The sequence below is a fragment of the Bacillus sp. CH_48 genome, assembly GCF_038008465.1.
In the GTDB taxonomy this organism is placed as follows: domain Bacteria; phylum Bacillota; class Bacilli; order Bacillales; family Bacillaceae_G; genus Bacillus_A; species Bacillus_A thuringiensis_S.
On sequence record NZ_JBBOZF010000001.1, the window covers coordinates 3,768,144 to 3,794,756 of the forward strand.

Consider the following 26,613-nt stretch of genomic DNA (forward strand, 5'->3'; position numbering starts at 1 on the left):
GCAAAGAAGTTAGGTGGGGGTCGGGCTGTCCGTAAAAGCCCGATTGGTGAGGGTTGATAATCAGTGGGGATGAACAAAACCCCTACTGAATAAAGTTTCACTTTATTAATCCTCCACAAAACAATCCCGTTTTTGCATTTGCAAGAACGGGATTGTTTTGTACTTTTATTTAATATGAGATGGACTTGTTTTTCGAATGTGAAAAATAATATCAAATTGCTCAAGCAATGATTTATCAAAGTATGTCGATTCGTTTGGGAATATTTGTCCCCCTATACTTAGTAATGGTCTTTTGGCTTTAACCCATTTCTCTGCTTGTCCTTTAAGGTGACGGTTATCCAATAAAAACATGTTATATGGTACTTTTCCGAGGGTATAGTTAAAACTATTTACATTTTGTGGAATCGCACGCGTTGTAATCTTACCTCCAGTAGAAGGATCATATTCGCTGTATAAGGTGAAATTCCCCTTCGTAGTTGTACTACCAATTGTGACATAATTATTGTCTAAACGTTCCTTCAAAAATTGCCCCGCAACATAAGGGTATAATTTCTCATCGATAATTCCTTTAGCAATATGAATATTGTGTCCCCATACCATCGTTTTACCACCAAATGTTTCTTGTGCCCACATTGCATGATCGGCCAAGTATTGCTCATGTAGCTTTAACATACTTGGATAGTCGTTAGGAATTAGCATTGTGGTAAATTTCTCTATTGCACTTGCCGTTGCTTTCGCCCAGATGTACTCGGGTGAAACTATTTCTGTGTTGGCTTGTTTATTCTCATCTTTTAGTAATCGAGCTACTCTCTCAGCGTTTGCTTTGAACTTTTCTTTTATTTCAGGAGCAAGGTCCATATATTCCTGTGTACTTCCATTAAAAGCCGACAATTCTTTATAATTTTCTTCTACTTCTGCCAGCAAATTTGGTCGATGCAGCCTTACATAATCAATTACTTTATTAAAGCAACCTTGGTCCAATTCCTTTAAGTCGAGCCCAATAAATTGGATCTTTTTTTTATTGGATGGATCGGCATTATAATCTTTCATCCACTCAATCATGGCTATAATTTCATCAGTAGGATATAACAAGTTTAAAAACTCCCTAGGGTTTCCTTTTCCTGTTTGGATATATTCATTTAGCTTTAAGCCGTTTCCCCAATCTTCTTCCATTGCGAAATTTGTAAAACCCATCTCAGTAACCAAATATTTCACAAGGCGAAATTTCATAGTGAAAATTTCAGAGCTTCCATGAGTATTCTCTCCTAACCCCACATATTGCGCGCTCCCAATCATTTTCTTAAGTGGTTTTAAATCCTCAAATGGTTTTGACGGATCTATCGTTTTTAATGGGTTAGCCTGTGATTGTATTGATTTAACTATATTTTTTTGGATTGATTGACCTGAATTTTCGACTGCTACCGTTTGAGCGTTTCCTACTTCCCCACATCCTGTGACTAATAAAGCTGTACTAACCATTGTAATTATTCTTTTCTTATTCATTTTTTTCACCCCAATTGAATTATTTTTAAAAGCAAGATTGATTCATGTACTTGCACGTATCAATTGCCTTAATTCAATTGTTATCTATCCCATATCATATTTTCTAGTTACATATTGTCATAAGGTTAATTGACACAGGTCATAGACTAATCATTACACTTTTGTACTATCGGCTATGACAACTTATAAATAATAATTACATTGATGAGTCGCAAGTAAGACTAGATTATAAATTTGGGAGGGATTTTAAAGATGAATGAATCTGTATGCCAAAATATTTTTATGCTAAGTTGTGTCTGTGGAAATGAGAAGAATTAAATTCGATAAACAAGTGAATGAAAGGGGAAGGGCGGATTACAATGATATTACACGCAAAATCGTTTCACAATAAAGATAAAATCCAACGTGCTAAAATAGGACTTCAACTCTTTCTGAGTATCTTAATCATTACTTCTATTATCTTAAATGTAGTAGTAATAATTACTAAAAGTATGCCGCTTATTGTGGTATATATGTTTACCCCAGCATTTTCTTCTATTTTGACTCGCATAATACTGAAAGAAGGGTTTAAAGATGTATCTTTTAGTCTCGGTAACTTAAAGATATGGAAGGGGATTGGGTTTGCTCTGCTAATACCTATGATTATTTGTGGAATTACTTATTCTATCTCCTGGTTGAGCGGAATTGCGGGGTTTCAGCATCCCGAAGGTGGTATGTTAGAACCGATCTACAATATACTTGGACTTCAGTATCTACCGGAACCAATCAGTTTCATTTATCTAGTAGTATTGAGCGGCGTTTTAGGAAGCTTGCTTAACTTAATCCCAGTTTTAGGAGAAGAAATGGGCTGGCGAGGTTATATGCTCACAAGGCTAATCGATGCAGAGTTTTCACGGCCTATCCTTATTAGTGGATTGATTTGGGCAACGTGGCATGTTCCAATTGTTATCGCTGGTCTATATGTAGAGGGAACATCTGTCTTTCTTTCAGTACTTGGCATCTATTTTTGTATTGTGCCATTCAGTTACATTACAGATTATTTACGACTTATCACAGGTAGCGTTTGGCCTTCGGTTATCATCCATACTACTTGGAATGCCATTATTCAAGGACCTTTTGCACGTGCAAGTACAGGATATCAAACTGAGATTTGGATTGGAGAATCTGGCTTGATAACCGCTATTATTATCTTGGCTACTGCAATAATTATGTCTCGAATCGTAAATTTTACTAAATAGCATACGGATGTGTTTTAAATAAAATTGGTGCAATATGCCAAGGAGAAATAAGATGCTCCTAAAAATATTAGAAAAAATCTAGTTGAACGGACTCTTACTTAATCTTAGGCTGTTGGACATGTGGTGATACCCCATCGTCATCAAGCTAAGAAAATAAAGTTGGTTGCCATAAAAAACATAATGTTTTCATTTTAAGGCTATGAGATGAAATTTCATCATCTTCATCACGTTTGACCTTCAGGAAGTAAAAAGTTAAGCGATTATACAAATACTCTAACTGAAAAAACGGTATTCTTTCTATCTAAGATGTAGAAGGACTATCGTTTATTTTTTTGACAAAATTAGGGGGTGATGTTCATAAAATGGAGAATATAATTCGTATTTTACGTAAAGAGGAAAAATTTTCCGAATAAGATTTAGCTAATTTTCTTGATGTATAACGATTGATTGAAATTTCACTTTATGACTTGTAAAGGGCTGTTCAATGCATCGTACCATTAAAAAATCTAAATTTAATCGATGAATTGCGATAAAATGTGGTCGGAAATAATGAAATTTTAGGAAAAATAAGGTACACTAGTCTATGATTTTAGTTGAAAATCGTTTGACGTTAATGCATACGGGGGAAAGATTGATGAACAACAATACAACAAATGAATCAGTTGAAGAAATTGATCAAAAACGAGTAAGATCAAAAAAACGTTATACAAATTGGAAGTTTATCGCAGTGGGTATTGGTGTAATTGCACTTCTTATTGGGGGAATGAGTTATTATCAGGCAACTCACTTCAATTCGAATGTTACAATTAATGACACAAAAGTTGGTGGTCTGAGCGCTGATCAGGCAATACAGAAATTAAAGACATCTGGACTAGCAAACAAAGTCTATGTTGATCAACAACAAATTTTAGATGAAAAAGATACAAAAACGGAACTTACGGAAAAAGATTTGCCTCAAGTTAAGAAACTATTAAAAAGTCAGTGGACATTTTTCCCTACCTCAAAGGGAGAAAATTATTCATTGCTACCAGAGAAGGCAGATCAGTATCGTAGTGAAACGATGAAAAAACTTGTAGAAGAAAAGCTCATCTCTATGAATGCAAAATTAAAAGCGCCTCAAGATGCTATGGCGAAGCTAGAACAAGGAAAAATAGTTATTTCGAAAAGTGTTGAAGGAAAACAGTATGACGTTACTAGTCTACTAAAAGATTACGATAAGCAAAAATATAAAAGCGAAATTCACCTGAAGTCTGCATACATAAAACCTATTAAAGAAGACGATCCAATTGTCAAAAAAGAGGAGAAAGCACTACAGAATCTTCTTGGGCAGTCTGTTGAGTATAAAGTGCAGAATGAAGTTTATCCTTTAAAAGCGAAAGATTTAATTCAAAATGCCTCTATGTCAAAGGATATGAAAGTTACAATTGACGCGAGCGACATTAAGAAGAAAATTATTGAAATTAATAATGCCAAATCAACATTAAATAAAGATTTCTCATTTAAAACGCATTCCGGTTCAATCATATCAGTAAAAGGGCAAGGCTACGGCTGGGCACTAGATGTTGAAAAAGAAACTAAACAAGTTCAACAAGCCTTTGAGAAAGGCGAAAAATCGCTTTCTGCTTCTAATATTCATGGAAATGGTTGGGAGAAGGAAGGTATCGGTTATAAAACAACATCGAATAATGGCATCGGAGACACATATGCAGAAGTTTCAATTGCAGAGCAACAAATTTGGATTTATAAAGATGGAAAATTAGTTGTTACAACAAATGTAGTAACTGGTAAACATAGCACGGGTGAAGATACATCACCAGGTGTTTGGTACGTCCTATATAAACGAACACCATACACGCTCAGAGGCAGCGCAGTAGGTAAAGCTGATTATGCAGTTAAAGTAGATTACTGGGTCCCATTCACAAATAGCGGTCAAGGGTTCCACGATGCCGGTTGGCGAAAAGACTGGGCAAATAATGCTTATTTAACAGGAGGATCAGGTGGGTGTGTGAACCTTCTTCCTAATGTTGCAAAAACTGTATATGATAGTTTGAACACTTATGATCCAGTTATCGTGTACTAAAAAATAGCTACGTATCAAGAAATAAACAAAGCAGGAAATCTTACCTGATGGTATATGAAAAAAACACCTCTTGCATTCGCATACTAAGTGTGCAAATGCAATGGAGGTGTTTTTGTTTGAATACAAGAGTGTATTGCTTATAAGAAACAAAGTAGGAAGAGATTAAGAATAAGTATTCAAATAGTCAATAAAATTGACAATGAATATCATTTTCACTTAATATAGAATCGTCGTATTTAATTAGACATGAATTTTTTGTTAATATAATAGATTTCTATTAAGTTGTCACATGTAAGAACTATCATTAAATCTTTTAAGAATTTAAACGTAGGAAAGGGTAATATAAAATGAACTGGAAAAAAGGCGGATTATGGGTTATTATTTTTTTCGTTGTAAAAGGCACAATTTCTACACTTTTAATCGTTACAGGTGCTAAATATTTTGATTTATCATTTATGCAACTTATCTTATTAATTCTGACCTTATTAGTGATTTCTCTAATAAGTCGAAAATTGCTGTATAGACATAAACAAAACAAAAAGCAAAAAGAGCTAAATATATAATGGAGCCCCAGAGACCGTTGGATTTCTGGGGTTTTATTTCGATAGTTTTTTCGCATGTATATCAATTTAACAGAATAGGTTGTCCAAAATGATAAAATCGATGATGTTTAAAATGCGTCAGTTATTTTTACATAAGGATTGTAGAGAGCCTTTAAATATCAATCTTTATTTTGAAGCGACAGACGCGCATAAATTATGCTCTTTTTTCAATTGGTAGTTTAAATGTAAAAGTACTGCCTTCTCCTAATGCACTTTCAACTGTAATTTCTCCTCCGTGTAGTTCGACAATCCATTTTACCATAGACAATCCTAAACCTGTGTTTCCGATGTTTGAAGATGTTCGTGCTGCGTCAACTCGATAGAAGCGGTCCCATATTTTAGTAATATGTTGCTCGCTGATGCCTATACCATTATCAGAGACTTTACCTATTATGTTGGTTTCATCACGGAATAGTTGCATATTCACAGTTCCACTCGCTTTGCTATATGCAATTGCATTCGTTAGTAAATTCATTAATAAACGCATCATCAATGTTTGATCTGCTTTAATAAAGAGGTCTTCCTCTATATTAGTTGTTATATCAATCGAAGCCTCTTGCACCATTAATGAGAGCTCTTCTACGACGATTTCCGTTAATTCACTCATATTGATACATTCAAATTGGAAAGTATTATGTTTCCCTTGGTCAGCTCTTGCCAATAATAAGAGTTGTGAGATTAGAGTGGACATTTTACGTGATTGCCTTAAAATTACTTCTAACGATTCTTCCGTTTCTTTCGGATTATTCCTCTGTGATAAAGCGTATTCGCATTGCGAAATAATAACAGATGTTGGTGTTCTTAATTCATGAGATGCGTCAGATGTAAATTGTTTTTCACTTTCAAATGATGTCTCCAATCGCTCGAACATTTTGTCAAAGGTTTGTGCTAAATGATACATTTCATCTTTTGGTGAACCTTGTAAATTAATTCTTTTCGAAAGGTCTTTACCATCACCAATTTTACTAGCTGAATCACTCATTTGTTGCACAGGTCGAAACGCTCTTTGCGTAATAAAATATCCTCCGACTGCCGCAATGAGAATAAGTAATGGGAATGAGATGATTGTTACCACGATAAGCGTATTCATCGTTGATGATAATTGGTTCATAGTCATTATTCCACGAACCCAGATTTGCTCATCGCCGCCTGCATTATGGAGAAAATCATATACTATCCATTCTTTATTACCATCTTTAATGGTTTGTATTTCATCAGATTTAAGCGATATATTTTTATTAAAGCTTGTAGGACTATTTCCTGCTAGCAGCTCACCTTGTTTATTATAAATACTTATATTTACGCCATCTTCTAAGGCTTCAAAATCATCGTCCATCTTTAATTGTCCATGCTTATATTCGATATCTTCCATGCTTTCTTTTACTGTGCTCTTCAATTTATCTTTCATATTAAAAAGCAAAACTTTATCTGAAGAAGTTAAAATAAAAGCTAACACGAGTGCCATAATAATTACAATTAGCCCCGTATACCACAGGGTTACTCTCATTTTTATTGATAGTCTTTTCATGATTCTACTCGCAATACGTAACCAGTTCCTCGCACTGTATGAATTAACTTCGTTTCAAACTGGCTATCAATTTTTTTACGAAGATAGCGGACGTAAACATCAATAATATTCGAGCCACCTTCATAATCGTAATTCCACACATGTTGCTCAATTTTATCTCGTGTCAACACAACTTCTTTATTACGAATCATATATTCTAAAATAGCAAATTCCTTACTGGAAAGAGTGATAACTTGGTCTCCTCGTATTACTTTATGCATATTGCAATCTACCACTAGGTCAGCGATTTCAAACACATTAGATGTATTTCCTGTTTTTCTTCGCATTAACACTCGAATTCTTGCTAACAGTTCGTCAAAAGCAAACGGCTTTACTAAATAATCATCCGCACCTAAGTCGAGTCCTGTTACACGATCATCAATTGTATCTTTAGCTGTAAGAAGCAAGACAGGAGTCTCATTATTGTCCCCGCGTAATCTTTGTAAGACGTGTAAACCATCTATTCCGGGAATCATAATGTCAAGGACAATCAAATCGTAGGTAGCCATGTTTATATAATCCAAGGCATCTTCTCCATTCCCACATGCATCGACACTATAATGTTCTGCATTTAATCGTTTTACCAATATATTTTGTAAGTCTTGTTCATCTTCGACAATAAGAACTCGCATTAACATTCTCCTTTTCTTCTTATTAATATGTATCACTATAATTCAAAAACATTAAAGCAAGATTAGAAACGATTTAATTATATCATTTTATCCAGCATTAACGGGCAGTAAGACTCCTCCTTCAAAATTCGGCGAATGCGAGGGAGTTAGGGGAAGTCGGGCTACCCGTAAAAGTCTTCACTTTATTTTTTTATACATTAATCTTCCTTTAATGTTTGTTCAGTAATATAAAGGCAAGGATAAGGTGCACATGTAAAGGGAGGAAAACAGAATGGGAAAATGGATGCTGATTGGAGCAATGTCTTGTTTATTCTTAACAGCTTGTTCTACTCAAGCTGATAACAATACAGAAGTACAACAACTGAAAGTGGAAAATGATAAATTACAGAAAGAAGTTGCTCAACTACAACAAGAACCAAACAAAATAGGGCCTGCTACGAATGGTACGAAGCAAACACAAGATTTCAAAAACGAAGTCACATCTATTGTAGAAAAAGCAAATAACACGAAACCAGTTGGAGCAAAAGAAGAAAACTTAAATACGTACTTAGCAGCAAAAAAAGAAATTGACCAATTGGATGACAAGATAGATCTATCTGATAATCAGCTAGAAGCAGATTATCACGCTGGAACGATAACTGTTGAACAATATCAAACGCTAGAAAAAGAACACGATATACTGGAAGATCAATTAGAGCAAGCAGAAAATGCACTTGAAGCAAGATTTGGAATAGAGGATTAATCATTAAGGAGTAGATGGAAATGTTAAAACATAAAAAGAAAATAATTATAAGTGTAATTACTATTTTAGTAAGTGGTATTGCTATTGTTGGTGGATATTATGGTATGGGTTACAATTATGCAAAAAAGAATGAAAACTACACAGAGAAACAAGTTCGTGAAATTTCTTTAACTCATACAAATGGAGAAATTATTAATGTGAAAAAAGAATTCGAATTAGAAGATGACAACTTAGCACAATCAAAATTTGAATATGAAGTGGAAATTAAGACACCTGATAATCTGTTAAATATTTTAAAGGTTAGTGCTAGAACGGGTACAATAGAAATCGATAATGAAGATTGAAAAAATATCGACAAATAAAATATTACGTACTTGATTTTTGTTATCGATAGCGAAGAAAAAGACGGTTCCCTAATTTTACAAGGGAATCGTCTTTTTTTTGTTCTATGGATCTATGCTTTTTTTATACTTTCCTATCCTGGTGCGGTTTTAGGGTTCTTGTCTGTTATTGGATTAACTGAAAAACTGTATAAAACCTTGTATACCCTTAGTGTGGTTTTTTCCGAAATACTGGCGGTACCCCGTCGCTATCAATCAAAGCTCATACAACGTCAATTATATTAGGGGGTGTTTCAGTTCTCGTTTTATCTTTTTACAATGATGAATATGAAATAATGACTTCCACTTATAAGAATGTGAAGAAGTGTTGATGCCAGTTGGAACTGTGGTAAAGGTTGAGGGTGGAATCTAAGGGAATATTAGAGATGTGCATGAAAGGTTATTAATCCATCTTCTATAAAATCGTGGGATTATATATGCACTTATTATCCTGGAGATTTTAAAATAAAACCTATCTAATTATAGAAGTGATTTGAACGTAAGGAAATTGTAAGAAATGGATAAGAAAAAAGAAATTTTTATTGTGTAGGATACAAATATAGAGAAGCGTAAAAGAGGGAGGGTAAATAGGATACATTTATACGAAAAACAAACTAGTAATAAGAGCATTCTATTGGTGGCAATTACTGAAAGAACAGAATACTCACTACAGTTCCTACAGGAAAGGGAAGAATCAATGGATATGGTCTAGGAATCTATGAAATTATATTTCCTAACGGTGTCCCGATATGGGAACATACAGATGTTATTCTAGGATTTGATACTTTTGCTGGAGGGGCATATGTTGACGGCAATTTGAACAGTATGGGTAGAGCCGAGAATACTGGTCTTTTTAAAAGTATTTTAATTGTTGAATATAGACAGTAGGGATAAAGCCAGAATAGTAGTTTATGTGATGTTTGTAATTGAACAAATAAAAGATGAAATCGATCATTTATCTAAGGAGGAATTTTTCTTATGGAAAATAAATTATCTGGAGTGTTAGCCGCTACCTTAGCTCTAACGATGAGTCTACCAACAGGAGCGATAGCGTCTTCTAGCAGTAAGACTCCGGTTGTATCTAGCCAAGAAGTTGCTAGCAAAGATTTAGAGAAGATTGCTGCAGAGAACGCTGCACTGCTCACGAAGTCCTATGAGACGACTAGTGTACAGTATGCGCTGATTGATAATGGTAAACTTATTTTGTCGGGGCAGACAGGTAAGAACGACATAGAAGGGAAAGAGCCACTAACCAAAGATACTCTATACGGAATTGGTTCAACCAGTAAAGTATATACAGCTGCGGCTGTTATGAAACTGGTAGACGAAGGAAAAGTTGATTTGGATGCTCCTGTTGCCCGCTATATTCCTGATTTTAAAATGAAAGATAAACGATATAAGCGTATTACACCGCGTATGCTGTTGAATCACTCCTCGGGTTTGCAAGGTTCGACGTTCAATAATGTATTTTTATTTAAAGATAATGATGCTTATGCCCATGATATATTATTGCAACAATTGTCCAACCAAAACTTGAAGGCAGACCCTGGTGCGTTCTCAGTATACTGTAATGACGGTTTTACACTGGCTGAGATCTTGGTAGAAAGAGTCAGCGGTATGAGTTTTACTGAATTTCTACATCAAAAGTTTACAGAGCCATTAAAACTGAATCATACGATAACATCGCAAGACAAATGGGAAGACGAAAAGCGGGCTGGACTGTATTCTCCGACATACCAGGGACAGCTACCAAGTGAAATGGTGAATCTAATTGGTACGGGAGGAATCTCTTCTACTGCAGAAGATGTGGTGCGATTCTCACAAATATTTATGGGACAGGGAAAAGAAATTCTCTCTAATAAAGCAGTCAAGGCGATGGAACAAGAAGAATATAAAAAAGGAATGTGGCCGGGAGATAGCGGAAATGTGTTCAACTATGGACTTGGCTGGGATAGTGTAAAACTATACCCATTCAGTGAATATGGGATAAAAGCGTTGACTAAGGGTGGGGATACGATACTGCAACATGCTACATTGGTCGTGCTTCCAGAACAGAAGATGGCAGCAGCTGTATTGTCCTCCGGCGGCAGCAGCATGACAAATCAACTGTTGGCAAATAAATTACTGCTAGCTAGGCTTAAAGAGAAAGGGACAATTAAGGATATAAAGCCAGATAAATCCTTCGGAAAGCCCGTCAAGGCTAAAGTACCTCAAGACGTGGTAAAAAAAGCAGGATTTTATGGAAATAGCTATAGCCATTTCAAAATAGAAATTACGAAGAAGGGAGAACTGGTTTTACCAACTAAACCGGAAGAAAAATATGTATATACGGCGGATGGAAGCTTTATAAATGAGAAGGGTACTTCCAAGCTTAACTTCGTCACAGAGAAGAATGGAAAAGTTTATTTGAGAGAGAGCACATATGAATTATCACCGGGATTGGGGCAAAATGTGCTGACTCACTATTTAGCCCAGAAATTAGAAAACAATGTGTTACCGAAGAAAACAGCTGCTGCATGGGCGAAGCGCGAGGGTGGCAAGTTCTATCTCGTTAACGAAAAATTTAATTCTATGAACTATCTAGGACAACTAATGCCTCTTAACACACAAATTACGATCAAGGATGGATATTGGGACGGCAAAAAAATTACAGGTCCGAATACGGCGACGCATCAAATTCAAATTCCTGTGATGAATGGGCGGGATACAAAGGAAGCCCATTTCTATACAGAGGATGGTACTGAATATATGGAGATGTCCAGCTTTTTATACGTCAGTGAATCTAACGTAAAACCCCTTGATACAGGTCAATTATCGAAAGTTACATTGCAAAAAAATGGGCATGCGAAATGGTTTACGGTCCCGCAAGAGGCAGCAGGGAAAACGATGAATGTGGAGTTGCCATCAGGAAGTTCATTCGCGGTGTATGATGAGAATGGAGTATGCGTCAATTTTACCGTCGTTAGTGATAATAACAAAGTGAAACTACCAGAGAACGGAACGGTTGTATTTGCTGGCGCACCGAACTCCGAATTTACAGTCGCATTGAACTAGCTACAACTCGGGATAGACTTCAATAAAACAGTGCGACATGGAAAAGATATTTTATTTGTATCTTAAGTATTACCTTAAATGATATTACAATTAAATTCTTAGCTTAATAGCAATGGGATAGCACCACATGCCTATCAGCCTAAGAAAATAAATCACCCCCATGTCCATCAAGCTAGTAAAAATAAATACCCAAAATATAGTAAAATTGACATCTCCAGAGTAAAAATGTAAAAAATTATTGTTTAGGGGCAACATAAAACCTTAGTTTGATAACGATATGGCGCTACTCATAAAAAAGAAATAGGAGAGAATATCCTATTTCTTTTTATTGATATAATAAAATGTAATGAATAGATCCAAAGTAATGATAATAATTAGAAGTAACAAGTGTATAAGTGCATCAGTTTTTCCGTTTAGTAAAGACTTTACAAAGAAATCCCATTCTGTTTCATAGGGAGGTTCTACCCAATTTCGTTGCAGACCTAATACCATTCCATTTATAAAATAGACAATACTTAATAGAATCCTTCCAACAAATAAGGCAGCTGTTTTTATATTCCAATCCTTTATCTTGATTACATAAAGGATTGGAAATAGTATCAGTATCCAAAAAACAATAATAAAGACTGTATTTCCCATTCTCTCCTCCTAACAAAATGATTGTATTTTTAATCTTGGTAAATTCTTAGGTTGGAGGTATGTTTCATTGTTACTGGTTAAAAACAAGGACCGTAATTCCGGCTCCTTTTCTATCCCGCAAAATAAAGGTTTGCTTTATCTCTCCGTCTCAAAAAACTCAATCCACTCTCCATCAGGACCAGCGAAGAATATGTAACGTGTTCCATCTGGTAATGTTTCGACTTCTTCTCCTAGTAAAAAGGTTACTGTGTGTTTCTTTAGTCTTGTGATTTCTTCTTCTAATGAATCTACCTTAAAGCAAATGTGATGTACTTTTCCTTCTGCCGGAAGAGAAGAATTGTAGCCTTCAATTAATTCAAGTATCGTTTCCTTCGATTCTTCTACACCTAAAAAAGCGAGTTTTAAGTCTGGGTTTGGGTGTCCCATTCGCTTAATGAGCTGTAAGCCAACTACTTTTTCATAAAAAGTAATAGATGTTTCTAAGTTTGCAACCATAAGTCCTACGTGTTCAATTCTTCTAACTGGCATGTAGATTCCTTCTTTCTGAAAATTATATACAATATATTATTGAAAATTAAGAAAATAAGCAAGATAAAAACCTTACAAATTTAAGCGTGTTGTATGGTATAGTGAGAAAGTATGTTTGGGGAGAAGGAAGGAGATTATACGATGAATATACCTACTCAAACTCCTTCATTATCGGAAACGATGAAAGAGTGGCATTATGCATTAGCATATGAAATTAAACATTGGAAAACGATAGGTGGTAGTAAAATTTCTATCATGAACGGTCGTTTTTTATATACAGATTATGAGAATACAGTGTATGTATTTCAGCTTATTTCGGAAGTAAGTTTACCTGAAGGTTCACCAATTCGAATTGAGTTCGATGGTGAGGAAGCGACAGGAGAAGTATTATCTGTACATGGATTAGAAATAGAATTGAAATTAAATGATTATATACAAGGTGAAATAAGAGAAGCGGTTTTATACAGTGAACCGTGGCAACTTTTAGAGCAACTGCAAGAGCGATTGAAAGAAGCACGTAAAGATAAGCTAAAACGTAATCGTATAAAGCGTCTCGTTGATGGGACGAGCAGTCCGAAGCATATTGAGAAGATGAAAAATCCGAAAAATGAACTAGCATATCGTTCGTTTTACAATCCGACAACGTACGTATGGGGACCGCCTGGAACAGGGAAGTCGTACAATTTATCACGTATTATTTCGGCTCATTACCAAAAAGGAAAATCGGTACTTGTGTTAGCTCATAGTAATGCGGCAGTGGACGTATTAATGAGCGAAGTAACGAAACAAATTGAGAAGAAAAAGAAATGGACACCTGGCGAAATTGTTCGTTACGGTTATAGTCAACATGAACATATACGAAATCATGAAACATTACTTACGTCGAAGCTAGTTGAAACGACGAACGGATCTTGGGGAGAAGAAAGACTCTATTTAGAAGAAACACGACAAGATCTTCGTGAAAAGATTTTATCATATAAAGCGACTTCTGCTGATAAGAAGCGTATACAAGAGATTGAAAGTGATCTTCGAAAGCAAAAAGCGAAAATTAAAGAAGTAGAAAAAGAATATATTGAAAATGCGAAAGTAATTGGTGCAACTCTATCAAAATGTGCAATTGATGCGCTAATTTATGAGCGTACATTTGATTTAGTTGTCGTAGATGAAGTGAGTATGGCGTTCGTTCCGCAAATCGCATTAGCTGCTTCACTTGGAAAACGTATCGTTGTTTGTGGCGACTTTTTACAATTACCTCCAATTGCGATGGCGAACCATGAACTTGTTCGCAAATGGCTTGGGGAAGATATGTTTTACCATGCTGGGATTGTTGAGTCTGTTAATAAATCAGAAGCACATCCGAACCTATTTATGTTGCAGGAACAAAGACGTATGCATGCGAATATATCGAAGTTTACGAATTCGTTTATTTATAAAAATAGAGTATACGATCATCCTTCTGTTTCAGAGCGTAAAGAACTTGCGCAATTGCAGCCGTTCGCAAATGAAGCGAGTGTTTTATTTGATACGAGCCAAATGGGAGCTTTTTCGTTAAAAGATGCGGCTTCTGGTTCACGTTTTAACATTATGTCTGGTTTAGTAGCGATGCAAATGATGTTAATCGGATTGTTAGACGGTGTTCAGTCGATTGGTGTTGTGACACCTTACAGGGCGCAGTCACGCTTTTTATCAACGTGTATTAGAGAAATGTTGCAGAGAACGAAATATCAAAACATACCAGTTTTAGCGGCGACAGTTCATAAGTTCCAAGGTTCTGAAAGAGATATGATGATCTTTGATACGGTTGACAGTTATCCGCAAGAACGACCTGGCGTATTATTCTTTGATCACAAAAACCATCGCCTCGTCAATGTAGCAGTGACAAGAGCGAGAGGGAAGTTCATTCAATTATCAGATTGCCATTATATGCGTAAAAACCTTTCGAGAAAACAAGCGTTATCACAATTAACAGCTCATATAGAACGTCATGGAGATGTGTATGATCGCACGACATCAAGACAATTGTGGGAACGGAAAATTTCGAAACGTTTACGCTGGTTTATGGAAATGAATCTTGAAGAGCCGAAAGGGTTATTAAAAGATATTTTAGCCGCAAAACGAAAAATTATTATTTCACTTCCAAGTACAAAACAAGTGGATAAGCGAGTATGGCAAGCGTTAATGCTTACAAATGCACAGATAACAGTTTATAGTGATGGACCAGTTCCACTGAAAAATGTAAAGTTACAAAGACAAAATAAAGCATTCCCGTTTATCGTAATTGATGATGAAATCTTCTGGGCAGGCGCACCGCTTACATCTCAAATGATGTTTGAAGGTAGTACAGAATTTCCGTACGTATGTGCCAGACTGCAAGCGCCAGAAACAATTGGTGTATTAAAAGGATTTTTAGATATTCGGTAAATTCGGATAGGAATTCCTTGACTTTTATTTGGAATGAACTTAGAATGAATGTAATTTAATATAATTTTATGAAAATTCTTATCACGAGAGGTGGAGGGACTGGCCCTATGATACCTCGGCAGCGGATTCGTTATGAATACTGTGCCAATTCCAGCAAGGTAACTTGAAAGATAAGAAAGAAGCTCATTTTGATTGTATATACAGAAGCCTCTTTCTATCTTTTAGAAAGAGGCTTTTTTACGTGAAAATAAAAGGAGGAAGAACAATGGGAGCGACAGGAGTAACGTCACAAAGAAAAACAATTGAAGAGAGTATCGAAAGAAATAAGGAAAAGTACATAGAAACAAGTCATGATATTCATGCGAATCCGGAGATTGGAAACCAAGAGTTTTACGCATCCAGAACGTTAAGCTTATTACTAGGTAGTGCAGGATTTCAGCTGCAACACAATATAGCTGGACATGAAACAGGTTTTATCGCGCGAAAAAGTTCAGGAAAACAAGGACCAGTCATTGCATTTTTAGCGGAGTATGACGCTTTACCAGGACTAGGTCATGCGTGTGGTCACAATTTAATTGGCACAATTAGCGTTGCAGCAGCAATCGCATTATCAGAAACGCTTGAAGAAATTGGCGGGGAAGTTGTCGTGTTTGGTACACCAGCAGAAGAAGGCGGGCCAAATGGTAGCGCGAAATCAAGTTATGTAAAGGCAGGTTTATTTAAAGACATTGATGCGGCGCTTATGATTCATCCGAGCGCAAAGACAGCGACAACGAGTCCTTCATTAGCAGTCGATCCACTTGATTTTCATTTTTACGGAAAAACAGCTCACGCTGCAGCCTCACCAGAAGAAGGGATTAATGCATTAGATGCGGTTATTCAGCTTTATAACAGTATTAACGCACTTCGCCAACAACTTCCGTCAGACGTGAAAATTCATGGCGTTATTACAGAAGGCGGAAAAGCACCTAACATTATTCCTGACTACGCCGCGGCAAGGTTCTTCATCCGCGCAGCAACGCGAAAAAGATGTGCAGAAGTAACAGAAAAAGTAAGAAACATTGCTGAGGGAGCAGCGTTAGCAACAGGTGCAAAAGTAAAAATTCATCAATTCCAAAATGAAATCGATGAATTACTCGTAACAAAAACATATAACGATATCGTAGCGGAAGAATTAGAACTATTAGGTGAAGAGGTAAATCGTAAAGAAAGAGTAGGGATCGGTTCAACCGACGCAGGAAACGTAAGTCAAGTCGTACCGACAATTCATCCGTACATTAAAATCGGACCAGATGACTTAATTGCACATACGAATGAATTTAGAGAAGCAGCACGTTCAGAACTTGGAGATAAAGCATTAATTACATCGGCAAAAGCATTAGCAAATACGGCGTATCGATTAATTACGGAAGAAGGGTTGTTAGAGAAGGTGAAGGAGGAGTTTAGAGAGGCACAGAGGAATCAGGGGTAAGGCACTTTTTCGAATATAAATCTAATTCATATGCAGAAATAATAGAAAAGAACATTGAAAAAAATCAATGTTCTTTTCTATTTATGAATCATTTGTTTCTTCATTAATTTTGAGGATGAATTTCTTTAGTGATATCTTGGATCTAGTCTAGTCTAGTTTAATAGTAACGGTGATCTGTGAGTTCGAATTGCATTAAAGGATAATAACTAGAGAATGTGTTGTAATTAAAATTTATATTTCTATATTAATTTGTAAAATAAATTCACTTTATGTTATTATATTTCCCTTGGACTGACAGTTTATAAAATGTATAGTGAATATTTGAAAAGTTAAAATAGGAGATGTATTACGTTGAAATGGTTATCTTGGGACAGAAATTTAAAAACTAGATTGATTGGCGAAACTATGTTCAATACATTGTTTTGGATGTATTTTCCGTTTATGGCAATATACTATAGCGATGCTTTTGGTAAAGCAATTGGCGGAATTTTAATGGCAATTATACCTCTTGTAGGCATAATAGGTAATTTGTTAGGTGGATATTTAGCTGATCGATTAGGGCGTCGACCTGTCATGCTATTAGGCACAATCATACAAGTAGCAATGTTTGCAGTTTTTGCTTTATCTCATTCACATTGGATTAATTATTTAGCCTATATCGGTATTGGAATTAGCGGGGCAATATACAGTCCAGCAAGTTCTGCAATGATAGCTGATATAGTGCCAGAAAAGGATAGAAGGGTGGTCTTTGCCACTTTTGTTACAGCAAATAATATTGGTGCTGTATTTGGACCAGTGTTAGGTTCATTTTTCTTCTTTCATTATCGAAGTGAATTGTTATGGACTTGTACAATTGTTACATTTATTTATTTTATAGCAATCTATTTCATAATTAGAGAAACGCTGCCCGAAGCTTCTAAAAATGATGGAGATAACAATCCAATATCAAAAATCTTTAAAGAACAATGGAATAATTATATGAAAATTTTTAGTGATAAAATTTTCTCTCTTTACATATTTGCGGGAGTTTTGATTATGATAGCTTTCATGCAGCTAGATCTTTATCTTGCATTATATGTAAAGGAATTTGTACCAACTCAATCTCTTTTCTCATGGAATATTGGTTCATTCTCTTTGAGTAATACTGAAATTTTCGGATGGATGATGGGGTTAAATGGCATTTTGTTTGTTTTATGTTCTTTACCTGTTGCAAAATATTTTGAGAATTGGAGCGACCGAAACGTTTTAATTGTCTCTAATATATTATTTGGAATGGGTATGTTTCTAATAGGGTTAACAACGAATATATGGCTACTATTTGGCTTTATGGCAATATTAACTATTGGGGAATTGATTCGTTCGCCAGTTGTACATAGTTTTGTCAGTAAATATGCACCTGAAAATTCTAGAGGACAGTATATGGCAGCATCTAATTTACAATTTACCATTGGGCGTTTTATTGCACCAATAATGATTGTATTTTCTACATGGCTATCTCCAATTGTTGTGTTCGGAATTATATTGCTTTGTACCCTTGTTAGTGCAGTTTTCTATGTGAAAGTATTTCGTATGATTTCAAATACAAACATGCATAATTCTACAAAATAGCCCTGTTATGCAGGGCATTTTGTAATTTAATAACTTAAAAGTTCTGTTAAGGGAAAGAAGAGAAGAATATATTAATCAAAAAAAATTGATTAATTAGTTGCATAAAGAGCTAAACTACATATATACTATAAATATCAAAAAAAATTGATGAAGGGAGAGTGAACTAAAATGGCACAAGATTTTCAGCTCTATGAGAAAAAATTTAAAGCGTTGGCGGATCAGAAACGTTTAGAAATTATGTATGAGCTTTGTCAGCGAGGTCAGACGTGTGTATGTGATTTAACTGAAGTTTTTGAAATGACGCAATCCAAGTTGTCCTATCATTTAAAAATCTTATTAGATGCAGGTTTAATTGTAAAAGAAACAAAAGGTACGTGGAGTTATTATGATTTAAATGATGCGGAAGTAAATAATTTATTATCAGAAGAATTATGCTGTATCTTTAGAAAAACAGGCAAAGGTAGCTGCTGTTAAAATTTTATTCTATTAATCAAAAAAAATTGATTAATTACATATAAAAGAGAGAAATTATCTATGAAATATATTTTGGTTTTTCATAGAAGAAGGGGGATAAAATGAAACGTTTATCTTTTCTAGATCGATATTTAACACTATGGATTTTTCTAGCTATGGCAGTTGGAATTGGTTTAGGGTTTGTGTTTCCTAGTGTAGTAGATGGACTGAATACATTACAAGTTGGAACGACGTCTATTCCGCTTGCTGCTGGTTTAATTGTCATGATGTATCCACCATTAGCAAAGGTTCGTTACGAGGAAATGGGCCGCGTATTTAAAGATGTAAAAGTATTGGTTTTATCTTTAGTACAAAACTGGATTATTGGACCTGTACTTATGTTTGTTTTAGCAATTATTTTTCTTCCTGATAAGCCAGAATACATGGTCGGGCTCATTATGATTGGTTTAGCACGTTGTATTGCAATGGTAATTGTTTGGAACGACCTTGCTGATGGGGATAAAGAGTATGCGGCAGGTTTAGTGGCTTTTAACTCAGTATTCCAAATGTTATTCTTCTCCGTTTATGCATACGTGTTTGTAACAGTCATTCCAGAATGGTTAGGAATTGAAGGTGCTATTGTCGATATTACAATGATAGAAGTAGCGAAATCCGTATTTATCTATTTGGGAATTCCTTTTATAGCAGGTATGTTGACACGCTTTGTACTCGTTAAGTTAAAAGGAAGACAGTGGTATGAAAAGGTGTTTATACCGAAAATTAGTCCACTTACATTACTTGCATTACTATTTACAATCATCATCATGTTCTCCTTAAAAGGGGAGATGATTGTTAGCGTGCCACTAGATGTGGTAAGAATAGCGATTCCGTTACTCATTTATTTTATTGTAATGTTTTTTGTATCTTTCTTTATGGGAAGGAAAATTGGTGCCAACTATCCGGTAACTACAACGTTAGCATTTACAGCAGGTAGTAATAACTTTGAGTTAGCAATTGCTGTAGCAGTTGGGGTGTTTGGTATTCATTCAGGCGCAGCATTTGCAGCTGTTATCGGACCGTTAGTGGAAGTACCTGTAATGATTGCACTTGTAAACGTCGCTTTTTGGTTTAAGCGTAAATATTTTAATAATCAACCAGTATAATTAAAAACAAAGGCGGAAAACAACATGGAAAATAAAAAGACAATTTATTTCTTATGCACAGGAAATTCATGCCGAAGCCAAATGGCAGAAGCATGGGGCAAACAATATGTAGGGGATAAGTGGAATGTATATTCTGCAGGTATTGAAGCACATGGAGTAAATCCAAATGCTATTAAAGCGATGAAAGAAGTTAATATTGACATAACGAATCAAACATCAGATATAATTGATGTAAATATTTTAAATAACGCTGATTTAGTTGTTACCCTTTGTAGTCATGCGGATTCGGTTTGTCCTTCGACACCTCCGCACGTAAATCGTGTTCACTGGGGATTTGATGACCCGGCAGGAAAAGGGTGGTCTGAATTTCAACGTGTTCGCGATGAAATTGGAAAACGTATAAAGAGATTTTCTGAAACAGGGGAGTAAATAAAGGAAAGAGTCAATCTTCTATTGTATGATTGGCTCTTTTTTTATTGTACATAGTTATGACTGCATTGGTTCGCATAAATTACCGAAAAGCAGAGGATATTCTGTTGGGTTTATAAAGTTAGAAATGTATTTAATCATGTAGGTGTTCATAAATAATAAAGTCATATAAAAGATAATAAAGTTGCTTAGAATTAGAGGTGGTATGATGAATAATCACACTATCTTTCCCTTTTTATGTATAATTAAATAAAGGGATTTTTGGATATTGAAATAAAGGGTAGTATATTAGCGCAAGGGGGATAATGATGGATAAGTTGTTACAAGAAATCATAAATTGGTTAAAGATGAGAGATGAACAAATTGTTATCGGTATTTCAGGACATGGTGCAGCTGGAAAAACAACGTTTACTAATAGACTCGTAAACCTACTAAATCAAAATGAAGTAAATTATATTAATACAGATCCTTACATTGTTAGTTCGGATATCCGTAAGCATGCAGTGATTCACTATACATATCAAAATGAAAATCATCGTTATAAAATGACAGCTTGTCATCCAGCTGCGCACCATTTGGCAGCTTTAGAAAGAGATATTCATATGGTTAGAGCTGGGATAGATTTTTATACGATAGATACGCATTATATGAAAAGTAAGTTGATTTCTTCGGAAAATAAAGTAACGATTGTGGAAGGAATGAGCGCCGCATTTATTAATCCTGATTTATTTGATTTGAAAATTTATTTTTATACAGATGGCGAAACGGAACTAATAAGAAGATCAAGCCGGGATATAGCTGAAAGGGGAGCCGATATAAATTATTTAAGGCAGTCTCATGAAGAACGCCGGATTCAATATGAAGTATTTATGCATTCGTATAGTCAGCGTTTTGATATCATTATCAAAACCTCTGATGAAACAATATGTATAGAAAAAAATACATTTGAGTTTTATAAAGTTTAAATGAAAATCCTCAATTTGTTAATTGCATTATAACGGTTATTTTTTCTTATTTAGTACTTGTATTAAACAAATGTATTATTTAATCAATAATACATTCACTATGAAATAACTAGATTTTTAAAAAGATTTAGTAGCCTTCTTTCATCTACATAGATAGAAGGCTATTGTAATTTTGGCGACAAAATTACATAACTTTATTATTACTCCACAGTAGGATAGAATTCTTTATTTGAATACATTAGGTGTATCTTAAAAATCCTCACTTTAAAAGGTTTTTATTCGGAAGTACAAGAATGAATTTTTGCATGAAAGGGGAATAGGGTGAAACGTATAATAAGAAATGTAGTAATAAATTATTTTAAAGAAATTCATTCACTAATAGTGGAAGAAGAATTACATAAGAACAGTTGGCATACCGATCTACACTATAAAATTATCGTAAATGGAGATCGGTATTCCGCACGGTTTATCAATAGCGATCGAACAATCAATCCAGCTTTTGGGCCGTTATCAAATGAACAATTGAAAGAGCAAGTACGATTTACGTATTATTTACGAGAGCATGGAATCCCATTTATGCAGATTAAGGAGAATCAGGCGGGAGGGTCATTTACATTTGTTACTTGGAATGATGAACAGTACCGGTTTGTATTGTCTACTTGGATTGAAGGGGAGCATGTTACTCATTGTACAGAAACAATGGCAGAGATTTTTGGAAAGGAAGCAAGAAATATACATGATATTTCTAGTACATTTCAAAGCTCGACTTTTCAAAAGAAATCGCATTTAGATGGATATGGTGAGTTTATAAAGCTATTAGAAAATAAAGGTGGTACATGTAAGGAATTGCGGGGGTATATAGAGCTCGCTAAGTGTCATATAGAATGTGTATATACGAATGATTTGGAGTTTATTGTACAAACCGATTTAAATCCTTTGAATGTTTTATGGGGATTAAGTCAAAAGGTAAAAGGAATTGTGGATTTTGAATCTATTAGTTATGTTGACCGCGTTGAAGGGTTAGCCTTTTTAATAAAGTGGTATTCTCGAACAGAAGGAATACATTCGCATGAAGTATGTTCAAGTGTTGCTAGTTCATTTTTAGAAGGATATAAGGCTAATAATATTTTAACCTCAAACAATTATAAAAGACTGTCTTCATTATTATGGTTATCTGGTAGTTTGAATTGGAATTTTGTGAAGAAAACGCTAAATGTATTAGAAGATGCGGGGCAGCTAGAGGAACATTTTGAAGTTTATAGAGTGAGAGGAGAAAGACTATCTTCATTGTTAATTTGTAGATAACATTTATTGTCCTAATTTACGATTCAAAAAAGAAACTATATGGGGTGTCCGAAAATGAAAATACAAATTGTATTGTTTGATGGCTTCGGAGAACTTGTCTCTTTCGCGCCGTTTGAAGTACTGAAAAGAGCAATAGAAGAAGGGGCTCCGTTTACAGTTGAACTCGTATCAAGTGAACGAAAACAAGAAGTTACTACCTCGTTTGGAGTTACGGTTACACTACATGATTTTTTACGAATGGATAATCGCCCAGATTTGTTAATTGTACCTGGTGGTGGCTGGAATCATAAAGCAAAGCATGGGGCACGAAAACAAGCAGAGCTTGGTACTTTGACCGAAATGATTAAAGAGATGCACAAAGCAGGAACGATCGTTGCTGGAGTTTGTACAGGAGGTATGCTACTAGCAGCCTCAGGTATATTGAATGGTAAAAAGGCGACGATGCACCATTTGGCACAGGGTGAAATGAGTAAATATGGGGCAGAACTTCTTTATTACCGAATTGTAGATCAAGGCGATATTATCACTGCAAGAGGAGTTACTTCAGGAACTGATTTAGCTCTTTGGATTACGGAAAAGTTCGCAAGTTCTAAAATTGCAGCTGCTGTTGAATATAGAATGGAATATGAGAGGCGAGGTGTTGTTTGGAAGTAATTTAATTATATTTTTTGCTGCAGAGCGTATCAAATATTGTAAAAGAGAAAGAGCCAACTCATACGAGTAGGTTCTTTCATTTATATACTATATTGCTTATTTTTTCACAGTAATATCTTTTTCAAAAAATCATAAAATAGATAATATATTTTGTTCCACATTGATAATTATTTTCATTATATATTTATAAATTAGTAAAATTTAGTTTACAAATTTTCATATAGCGTATATAATTTGACTCATATAAAAAAGTTTCCTTAAGGAAACTTAAGCGCGGGTTTACATTCGCTTTATATTTTTTTGCTTAAAAGTTGCCTTTGTGCAAAATAATTATATACACGAAAAAAAGAAAGGGGAATGCATAAAAAAATGGGTGAGGCTATAATTGTTAAAGATTTGTTTGTATCGTATCAAGGGAATCAAGTAGTTCAAAATGTCTCCTTCGATATTGAAAAAGGGAAGCTCGTTGGAATTATTGGTCCAAATGGAGCGGGGAAATCTACTTTAATGAAAGCTGTATTAGATTTAATCCCAAATGATAAGGGATATGTCCAAATTCTTGGAGAGGATATTCGAAGCGTTAGAAAGAGTGTTGCATATGTACCGCAAAGAAGTGATATAGATTGGGACTTTCCGATTACAGTTTTAGATGTCGTGCTAATTGGAACGTATCCATCTTTAGGTATGATGAAAAGACCGAAGAAAGAGCATCGGGATTGGGCGTTTGATTGCTTAAAAAAAGTCGGAATGGAAGAGTTTAAAAATCGCCAAATCGGTGAGTTGTCAGGTGGACAACAACAACGTGTCTTTTTGGCGAGAGCTTTAGCGCAAAAGGCGGAAATATTCTTCTTAGATGAGCCGTTTGTCGGAATTGATGTAACAAGTGAAGAGACAATCATTAAAATTCTTAGGGAACTACGTAAAGAAGGAAAAACGATTGTCGTTGTCCATCATGATTTAAGTAAAGCAGAATCGTATTTTGATAAATTACTATTAATGAATAAAAGCTTAATTCATTACGGAGAAGTACGCCAAGTATTAGAACCAACTGTTATGTCAAAAGCGTATGTGAATCAAGGAATATTGTTTAATAATGCAGCGGAGGTACATTCATCATGAAGATTGTAGAATTTATAGATGCATTAACGCAGTATAGTTTTCTGCAGAAGGCGTTATTAACTTCCGTTATGGTAGGAATTATCTGTGGTGTCATTGGATGTTTTATTATTTTACGAGGTATGGCATTAATGGGTGATGCCATTTCACATGCTGTTCTTCCAGGAGTAGCGCTTTCTTATATGATTGGAATGAACTATTTTATAGGAGCGGTTTTAACAGGTGTTATTACTGCAGTAGGAATCGGATTTGTAAGTCAAAATAGTCGTATTAAACATGATATGGCGATAGGAATTATGTTTACATCTGTTTTCGCTGTAGGGATTATTTTAATTACCTTTATGAAGAGTAGTTCTGATTTGTATCATATTTTATTCGGGAATGTCTTATCGGTTCGTTCTTCTGATATGTGGATGACACTGATTATTGGAGTGGTCATTATTGGTCTTGTAATGTTGTTTTACAAAGAATTACTCGTATCCACGTTTGATCCAACGATGGCGCAAAGCTATGGATTACCGAATAAATGGATTCATTATGGCTTAATGATTCTCCTTACAATGGTTACAGTAGCTTCACTTCAAACTGTTGGAATTATTCTAGTCGTTGCGATGCTTATTACACCAGCGGCTACAGCGTATTTATTAACAAACCGTTTATGGGTCATGATTTATTTAGCAGCAGGCATTGGTGCGCTTTCATCTGTAGTAGGGTTATATTTTAGTTTCTCTTATAATCTTGCTTCAGGTGCAACAATTGTTCTTGTCGCAACATTCTTGTTCGGATTGGCATTCTTTTTCTCACCGTCACAAGGTTTGTTTTGGAGAGCTATCAAAATTAGAAAAAATAGAGCAGAGTTGTCATAATTGATTGGAGGATAATGATGAAATTTAAAAATGTTGTATTATCGGTAATTTGTATTTTTGTATTTGCATTAACAGCGTGTTCGAGTAACACAAATGGAAAAGAAGAGGGTAATGGAAAATTAAAAGTTGTAACTACATACTCCATTATATATGATATGGTGAAGCAAATTGGTGGAGATAAAGTTGAGATTCATAGTCTTGTTCCAATCGGAGCTAACCCGCATGAATATGATCCACTACCAAAAGATGTTATGAAAATGACAGATGCAGATATGGTATTTTACAATGGGCTAAACCTAGAAGAAGGTGGAGCGTGGTTTAAAAAGCTATTAAAAACGGCAAATAAATCAGCGAAAGATGCACCGGTTTATAAAGTAAGTGAAGGTGTAGAAGCTATTTACTTAGAAACAAAAGGATTAGAAAAAGAACCAGACCCACATGCTTGGATGAATATTAAAAATGGTATTTTATACGCTGAAAATGTGAAGCAGGCATTAATTAAAGAAGATCCTAAAAATAAAGAGTTCTATACTAAAAATGCTGATGAGTATGTAGCAGAACTTCAAAAGTTACACGATGAGACAGTAAACAGAATTCATCAAATTCCTGAAGAAAAACGTTTCTTAATCTCTAGCGAAGGTGCTTTTAAATACTTTGGAAAAGCATATGACATTAAGACGGGATACATTTGGGAAATTAACTCAGAGAATCAAGGTACGCCAGATCAAATTAGAGATGTTGTAAGTTTAATTCAAACAAACAAAGTGCCAGCTTTATTTGTTGAAACAAGTGTAGATCGACGTAGTATGGAAACTGTTTCAAAAGAAACAAACGTGCCAATTGCAGGGACAATTTTTACAGACTCACTAGGTAAATCAGGTGAGGATGGAGATACTTACTTAAAAATGATGAAATGGAATATAGATACCATTATTAATGGGCTACAAAAGTAGGATTTATCTGTTTTTCAATGTAGCGTAACTATTGAATTTTTATAAAATAAGAGATGAAAGAGCTAGCTCATATGAGTTGGCTCTTTTATTTATCCCAATATTTGCGGGCGGATAAGATTTCCTCCTTAAAAATTCAGCGAATGGGAGGGAGGGCTGCCCGTAAAATCCCACTGAATATGTACTAATAATCAGTGGGGGTGACAAAACTTCTACTAATTAAAGTTTCATTTTATAATTTTTACTT

The 26,613-nt window shown here is 35.0% G+C and carries 23 protein-coding genes and 1 riboswitch; of the genes, 18 read left to right on the forward strand and 5 right to left on the reverse strand.

What is annotated here, in order from left to right; all coding sequences use genetic code 11:
* Nucleotides 1-165: 165 nt before the first annotated feature.
* The gene (locus tag N2V92_RS18940; protein ID WP_016077491.1) at nt 166-1,503 is read right to left on the reverse strand and encodes an erythromycin esterase family protein; all 1,338 of its coding nucleotides are present in this window, start codon (nt 1,501-1,503) and stop codon (nt 166-168) included.
* Between the two features lie 359 nt (nt 1,504-1,862).
* Here N2V92_RS18940 and N2V92_RS18945 point away from each other — a divergent pair, with 359 nt between their 5' ends.
* The 3 genes from N2V92_RS18945 (at nt 1,863) to N2V92_RS18955 (ending at nt 5,384) form a co-directional block, all read left to right on the forward strand.
* The gene (locus N2V92_RS18945; RefSeq protein WP_170264891.1) at nt 1,863-2,741 is read left to right on the forward strand and encodes a CPBP family intramembrane glutamic endopeptidase; all 879 of its coding nucleotides are present in this window, start codon (nt 1,863-1,865) and stop codon (nt 2,739-2,741) included.
* A gap of 634 nt (nt 2,742-3,375) precedes the next feature.
* Entirely contained in the window at nt 3,376-4,821 is a 1,446-nt protein-coding gene (locus N2V92_RS18950) for a L,D-transpeptidase family protein (RefSeq protein WP_001064075.1), read from the forward strand.
* Nucleotides 4,822-5,168: 347 nt separating this feature from the next.
* Nucleotides 5,169-5,384: a hypothetical protein gene (locus N2V92_RS18955; RefSeq protein ID WP_001104104.1), complete on the forward strand. Its 216-nt coding sequence runs from the start codon at nt 5,169-5,171 to the stop codon at nt 5,382-5,384.
* 193 nt (nt 5,385-5,577) lie between these two features.
* Here N2V92_RS18955 and N2V92_RS18960 read toward each other — a convergent pair whose 3' ends face one another.
* Together N2V92_RS18960 and N2V92_RS18965 are read right to left on the reverse strand one after the other, a co-directional pair.
* On the reverse strand, nt 5,578-6,951 hold the full coding sequence (locus N2V92_RS18960) for a sensor histidine kinase (protein ID WP_042598275.1): 1,374 nt from the start codon (nt 6,949-6,951) through the stop codon (nt 5,578-5,580).
* The gene (locus N2V92_RS18965; protein WP_042598273.1) at nt 6,948-7,622 is read right to left on the reverse strand and encodes a response regulator transcription factor; all 675 of its coding nucleotides are present in this window, start codon (nt 7,620-7,622) and stop codon (nt 6,948-6,950) included. Before N2V92_RS18965 ends, N2V92_RS18960 begins: the two co-directional genes overlap by 4 nt.
* Before the next feature lie 271 nt (nt 7,623-7,893).
* On the opposite strand from N2V92_RS18965, the gene N2V92_RS18970 reads away from it, so the two are divergent.
* From N2V92_RS18970 to N2V92_RS18980, 3 genes are all read left to right on the forward strand, one after another.
* Nucleotides 7,894-8,364, forward strand: a complete 471-nt coding sequence (locus N2V92_RS18970; protein ID WP_042598271.1) for a lipoprotein — start codon at nt 7,894-7,896, stop codon at nt 8,362-8,364.
* Nucleotides 8,365-8,384: 20 nt separating this feature from the next.
* Entirely contained in the window at nt 8,385-8,708 is a 324-nt protein-coding gene (locus tag N2V92_RS18975; RefSeq protein WP_042598269.1) for a PepSY domain-containing protein, read from the forward strand.
* 1,014 nt (nt 8,709-9,722) lie between these two features.
* Nucleotides 9,723-11,798 carry a serine hydrolase domain-containing protein gene (locus N2V92_RS18980; RefSeq protein ID WP_042598267.1) on the forward strand — a complete coding sequence of 692 codons (2,076 nt, stop codon included), beginning with the start codon at nt 9,723-9,725 and terminating at the stop codon, nt 11,796-11,798.
* 315 nt (nt 11,799-12,113) lie between these two features.
* On the opposite strand, the gene N2V92_RS18985 is transcribed toward N2V92_RS18980, so the two are convergent.
* Together N2V92_RS18985 and N2V92_RS18990 are read right to left on the reverse strand one after the other, a co-directional pair.
* Nucleotides 12,114-12,437: a hypothetical protein gene (locus N2V92_RS18985; RefSeq protein WP_000528636.1), complete on the reverse strand. Its 324-nt coding sequence runs from the start codon at nt 12,435-12,437 to the stop codon at nt 12,114-12,116.
* A gap of 135 nt (nt 12,438-12,572) precedes the next feature.
* The gene (locus N2V92_RS18990) at nt 12,573-12,965 is read right to left on the reverse strand and encodes a VOC family protein (RefSeq protein ID WP_001145295.1); all 393 of its coding nucleotides are present in this window, start codon (nt 12,963-12,965) and stop codon (nt 12,573-12,575) included.
* A 111-nt stretch (nt 12,966-13,076) separates the two neighbouring features.
* On the opposite strand from N2V92_RS18990, the gene N2V92_RS18995 reads away from it, so the two are divergent.
* From N2V92_RS18995 to mntA, 12 genes are all read left to right on the forward strand, one after another.
* Nucleotides 13,077-15,386: an AAA domain-containing protein gene (locus N2V92_RS18995; protein WP_042598265.1), complete on the forward strand. Its 2,310-nt coding sequence runs from the start codon at nt 13,077-13,079 to the stop codon at nt 15,384-15,386.
* A 75-nt stretch (nt 15,387-15,461) separates the two neighbouring features.
* A riboswitch (SAM riboswitch) is annotated at nt 15,462-15,563 on the forward strand.
* Between the two features lie 88 nt (nt 15,564-15,651).
* Complete coding sequence (locus N2V92_RS19000) at nt 15,652-16,857, forward strand: M20 family metallopeptidase (protein WP_000501375.1); 1,206 nt, start codon at nt 15,652-15,654, stop codon at nt 16,855-16,857.
* Between the two features lie 351 nt (nt 16,858-17,208).
* Nucleotides 17,209-18,465 (forward strand): MDR family MFS transporter, encoded by a 1,257-nt coding sequence (locus N2V92_RS19005; RefSeq protein WP_000871750.1) that lies wholly within the window; start codon nt 17,209-17,211, stop codon nt 18,463-18,465.
* Nucleotides 18,466-18,633: 168 nt separating this feature from the next.
* Nucleotides 18,634-18,939, forward strand: a complete 306-nt coding sequence (arsR, locus tag N2V92_RS19010; protein ID WP_000046018.1) for an arsenical resistance operon transcriptional regulator ArsR — start codon at nt 18,634-18,636, stop codon at nt 18,937-18,939.
* Between the two features lie 101 nt (nt 18,940-19,040).
* Entirely contained in the window at nt 19,041-20,081 is a 1,041-nt protein-coding gene (gene arsB / locus N2V92_RS19015; RefSeq protein WP_042598263.1) for an ACR3 family arsenite efflux transporter, read from the forward strand.
* Nucleotides 20,082-20,105: 24 nt separating this feature from the next.
* On the forward strand, nt 20,106-20,510 hold the full coding sequence (arsC, locus tag N2V92_RS19020) for an arsenate reductase (thioredoxin) (protein ID WP_000428371.1): 405 nt from the start codon (nt 20,106-20,108) through the stop codon (nt 20,508-20,510).
* Nucleotides 20,511-20,818: 308 nt separating this feature from the next.
* Nucleotides 20,819-21,475: a uridine kinase family protein gene (locus tag N2V92_RS19025; RefSeq protein WP_000359529.1), complete on the forward strand. Its 657-nt coding sequence runs from the start codon at nt 20,819-20,821 to the stop codon at nt 21,473-21,475.
* Between the two features lie 321 nt (nt 21,476-21,796).
* Nucleotides 21,797-22,780 carry a phosphotransferase gene (locus tag N2V92_RS19030; RefSeq protein WP_042598261.1) on the forward strand — a complete coding sequence of 328 codons (984 nt, stop codon included), beginning with the start codon at nt 21,797-21,799 and terminating at the stop codon, nt 22,778-22,780.
* A 54-nt stretch (nt 22,781-22,834) separates the two neighbouring features.
* Complete coding sequence (locus N2V92_RS19035) at nt 22,835-23,434, forward strand: DJ-1/PfpI family protein (protein WP_042598259.1); 600 nt, start codon at nt 22,835-22,837, stop codon at nt 23,432-23,434.
* A gap of 369 nt (nt 23,435-23,803) precedes the next feature.
* Nucleotides 23,804-24,553 carry a metal ABC transporter ATP-binding protein gene (locus N2V92_RS19040; protein ID WP_000503231.1) on the forward strand — a complete coding sequence of 250 codons (750 nt, stop codon included), beginning with the start codon at nt 23,804-23,806 and terminating at the stop codon, nt 24,551-24,553.
* A complete protein-coding gene (locus tag N2V92_RS19045; RefSeq protein ID WP_000706183.1) occupies nt 24,550-25,416 on the forward strand; it encodes a metal ABC transporter permease in 867 nt (288 codons plus the stop codon). Before N2V92_RS19040 ends, N2V92_RS19045 begins: the two co-directional genes overlap by 4 nt.
* A gap of 17 nt (nt 25,417-25,433) precedes the next feature.
* The gene (gene mntA, locus N2V92_RS19050) at nt 25,434-26,369 is read left to right on the forward strand and encodes a manganese ABC transporter substrate-binding protein/adhesin MntA (protein WP_000669597.1); all 936 of its coding nucleotides are present in this window, start codon (nt 25,434-25,436) and stop codon (nt 26,367-26,369) included.
* The last annotated feature ends 244 nt before the right edge of the window (nt 26,370-26,613 follow it).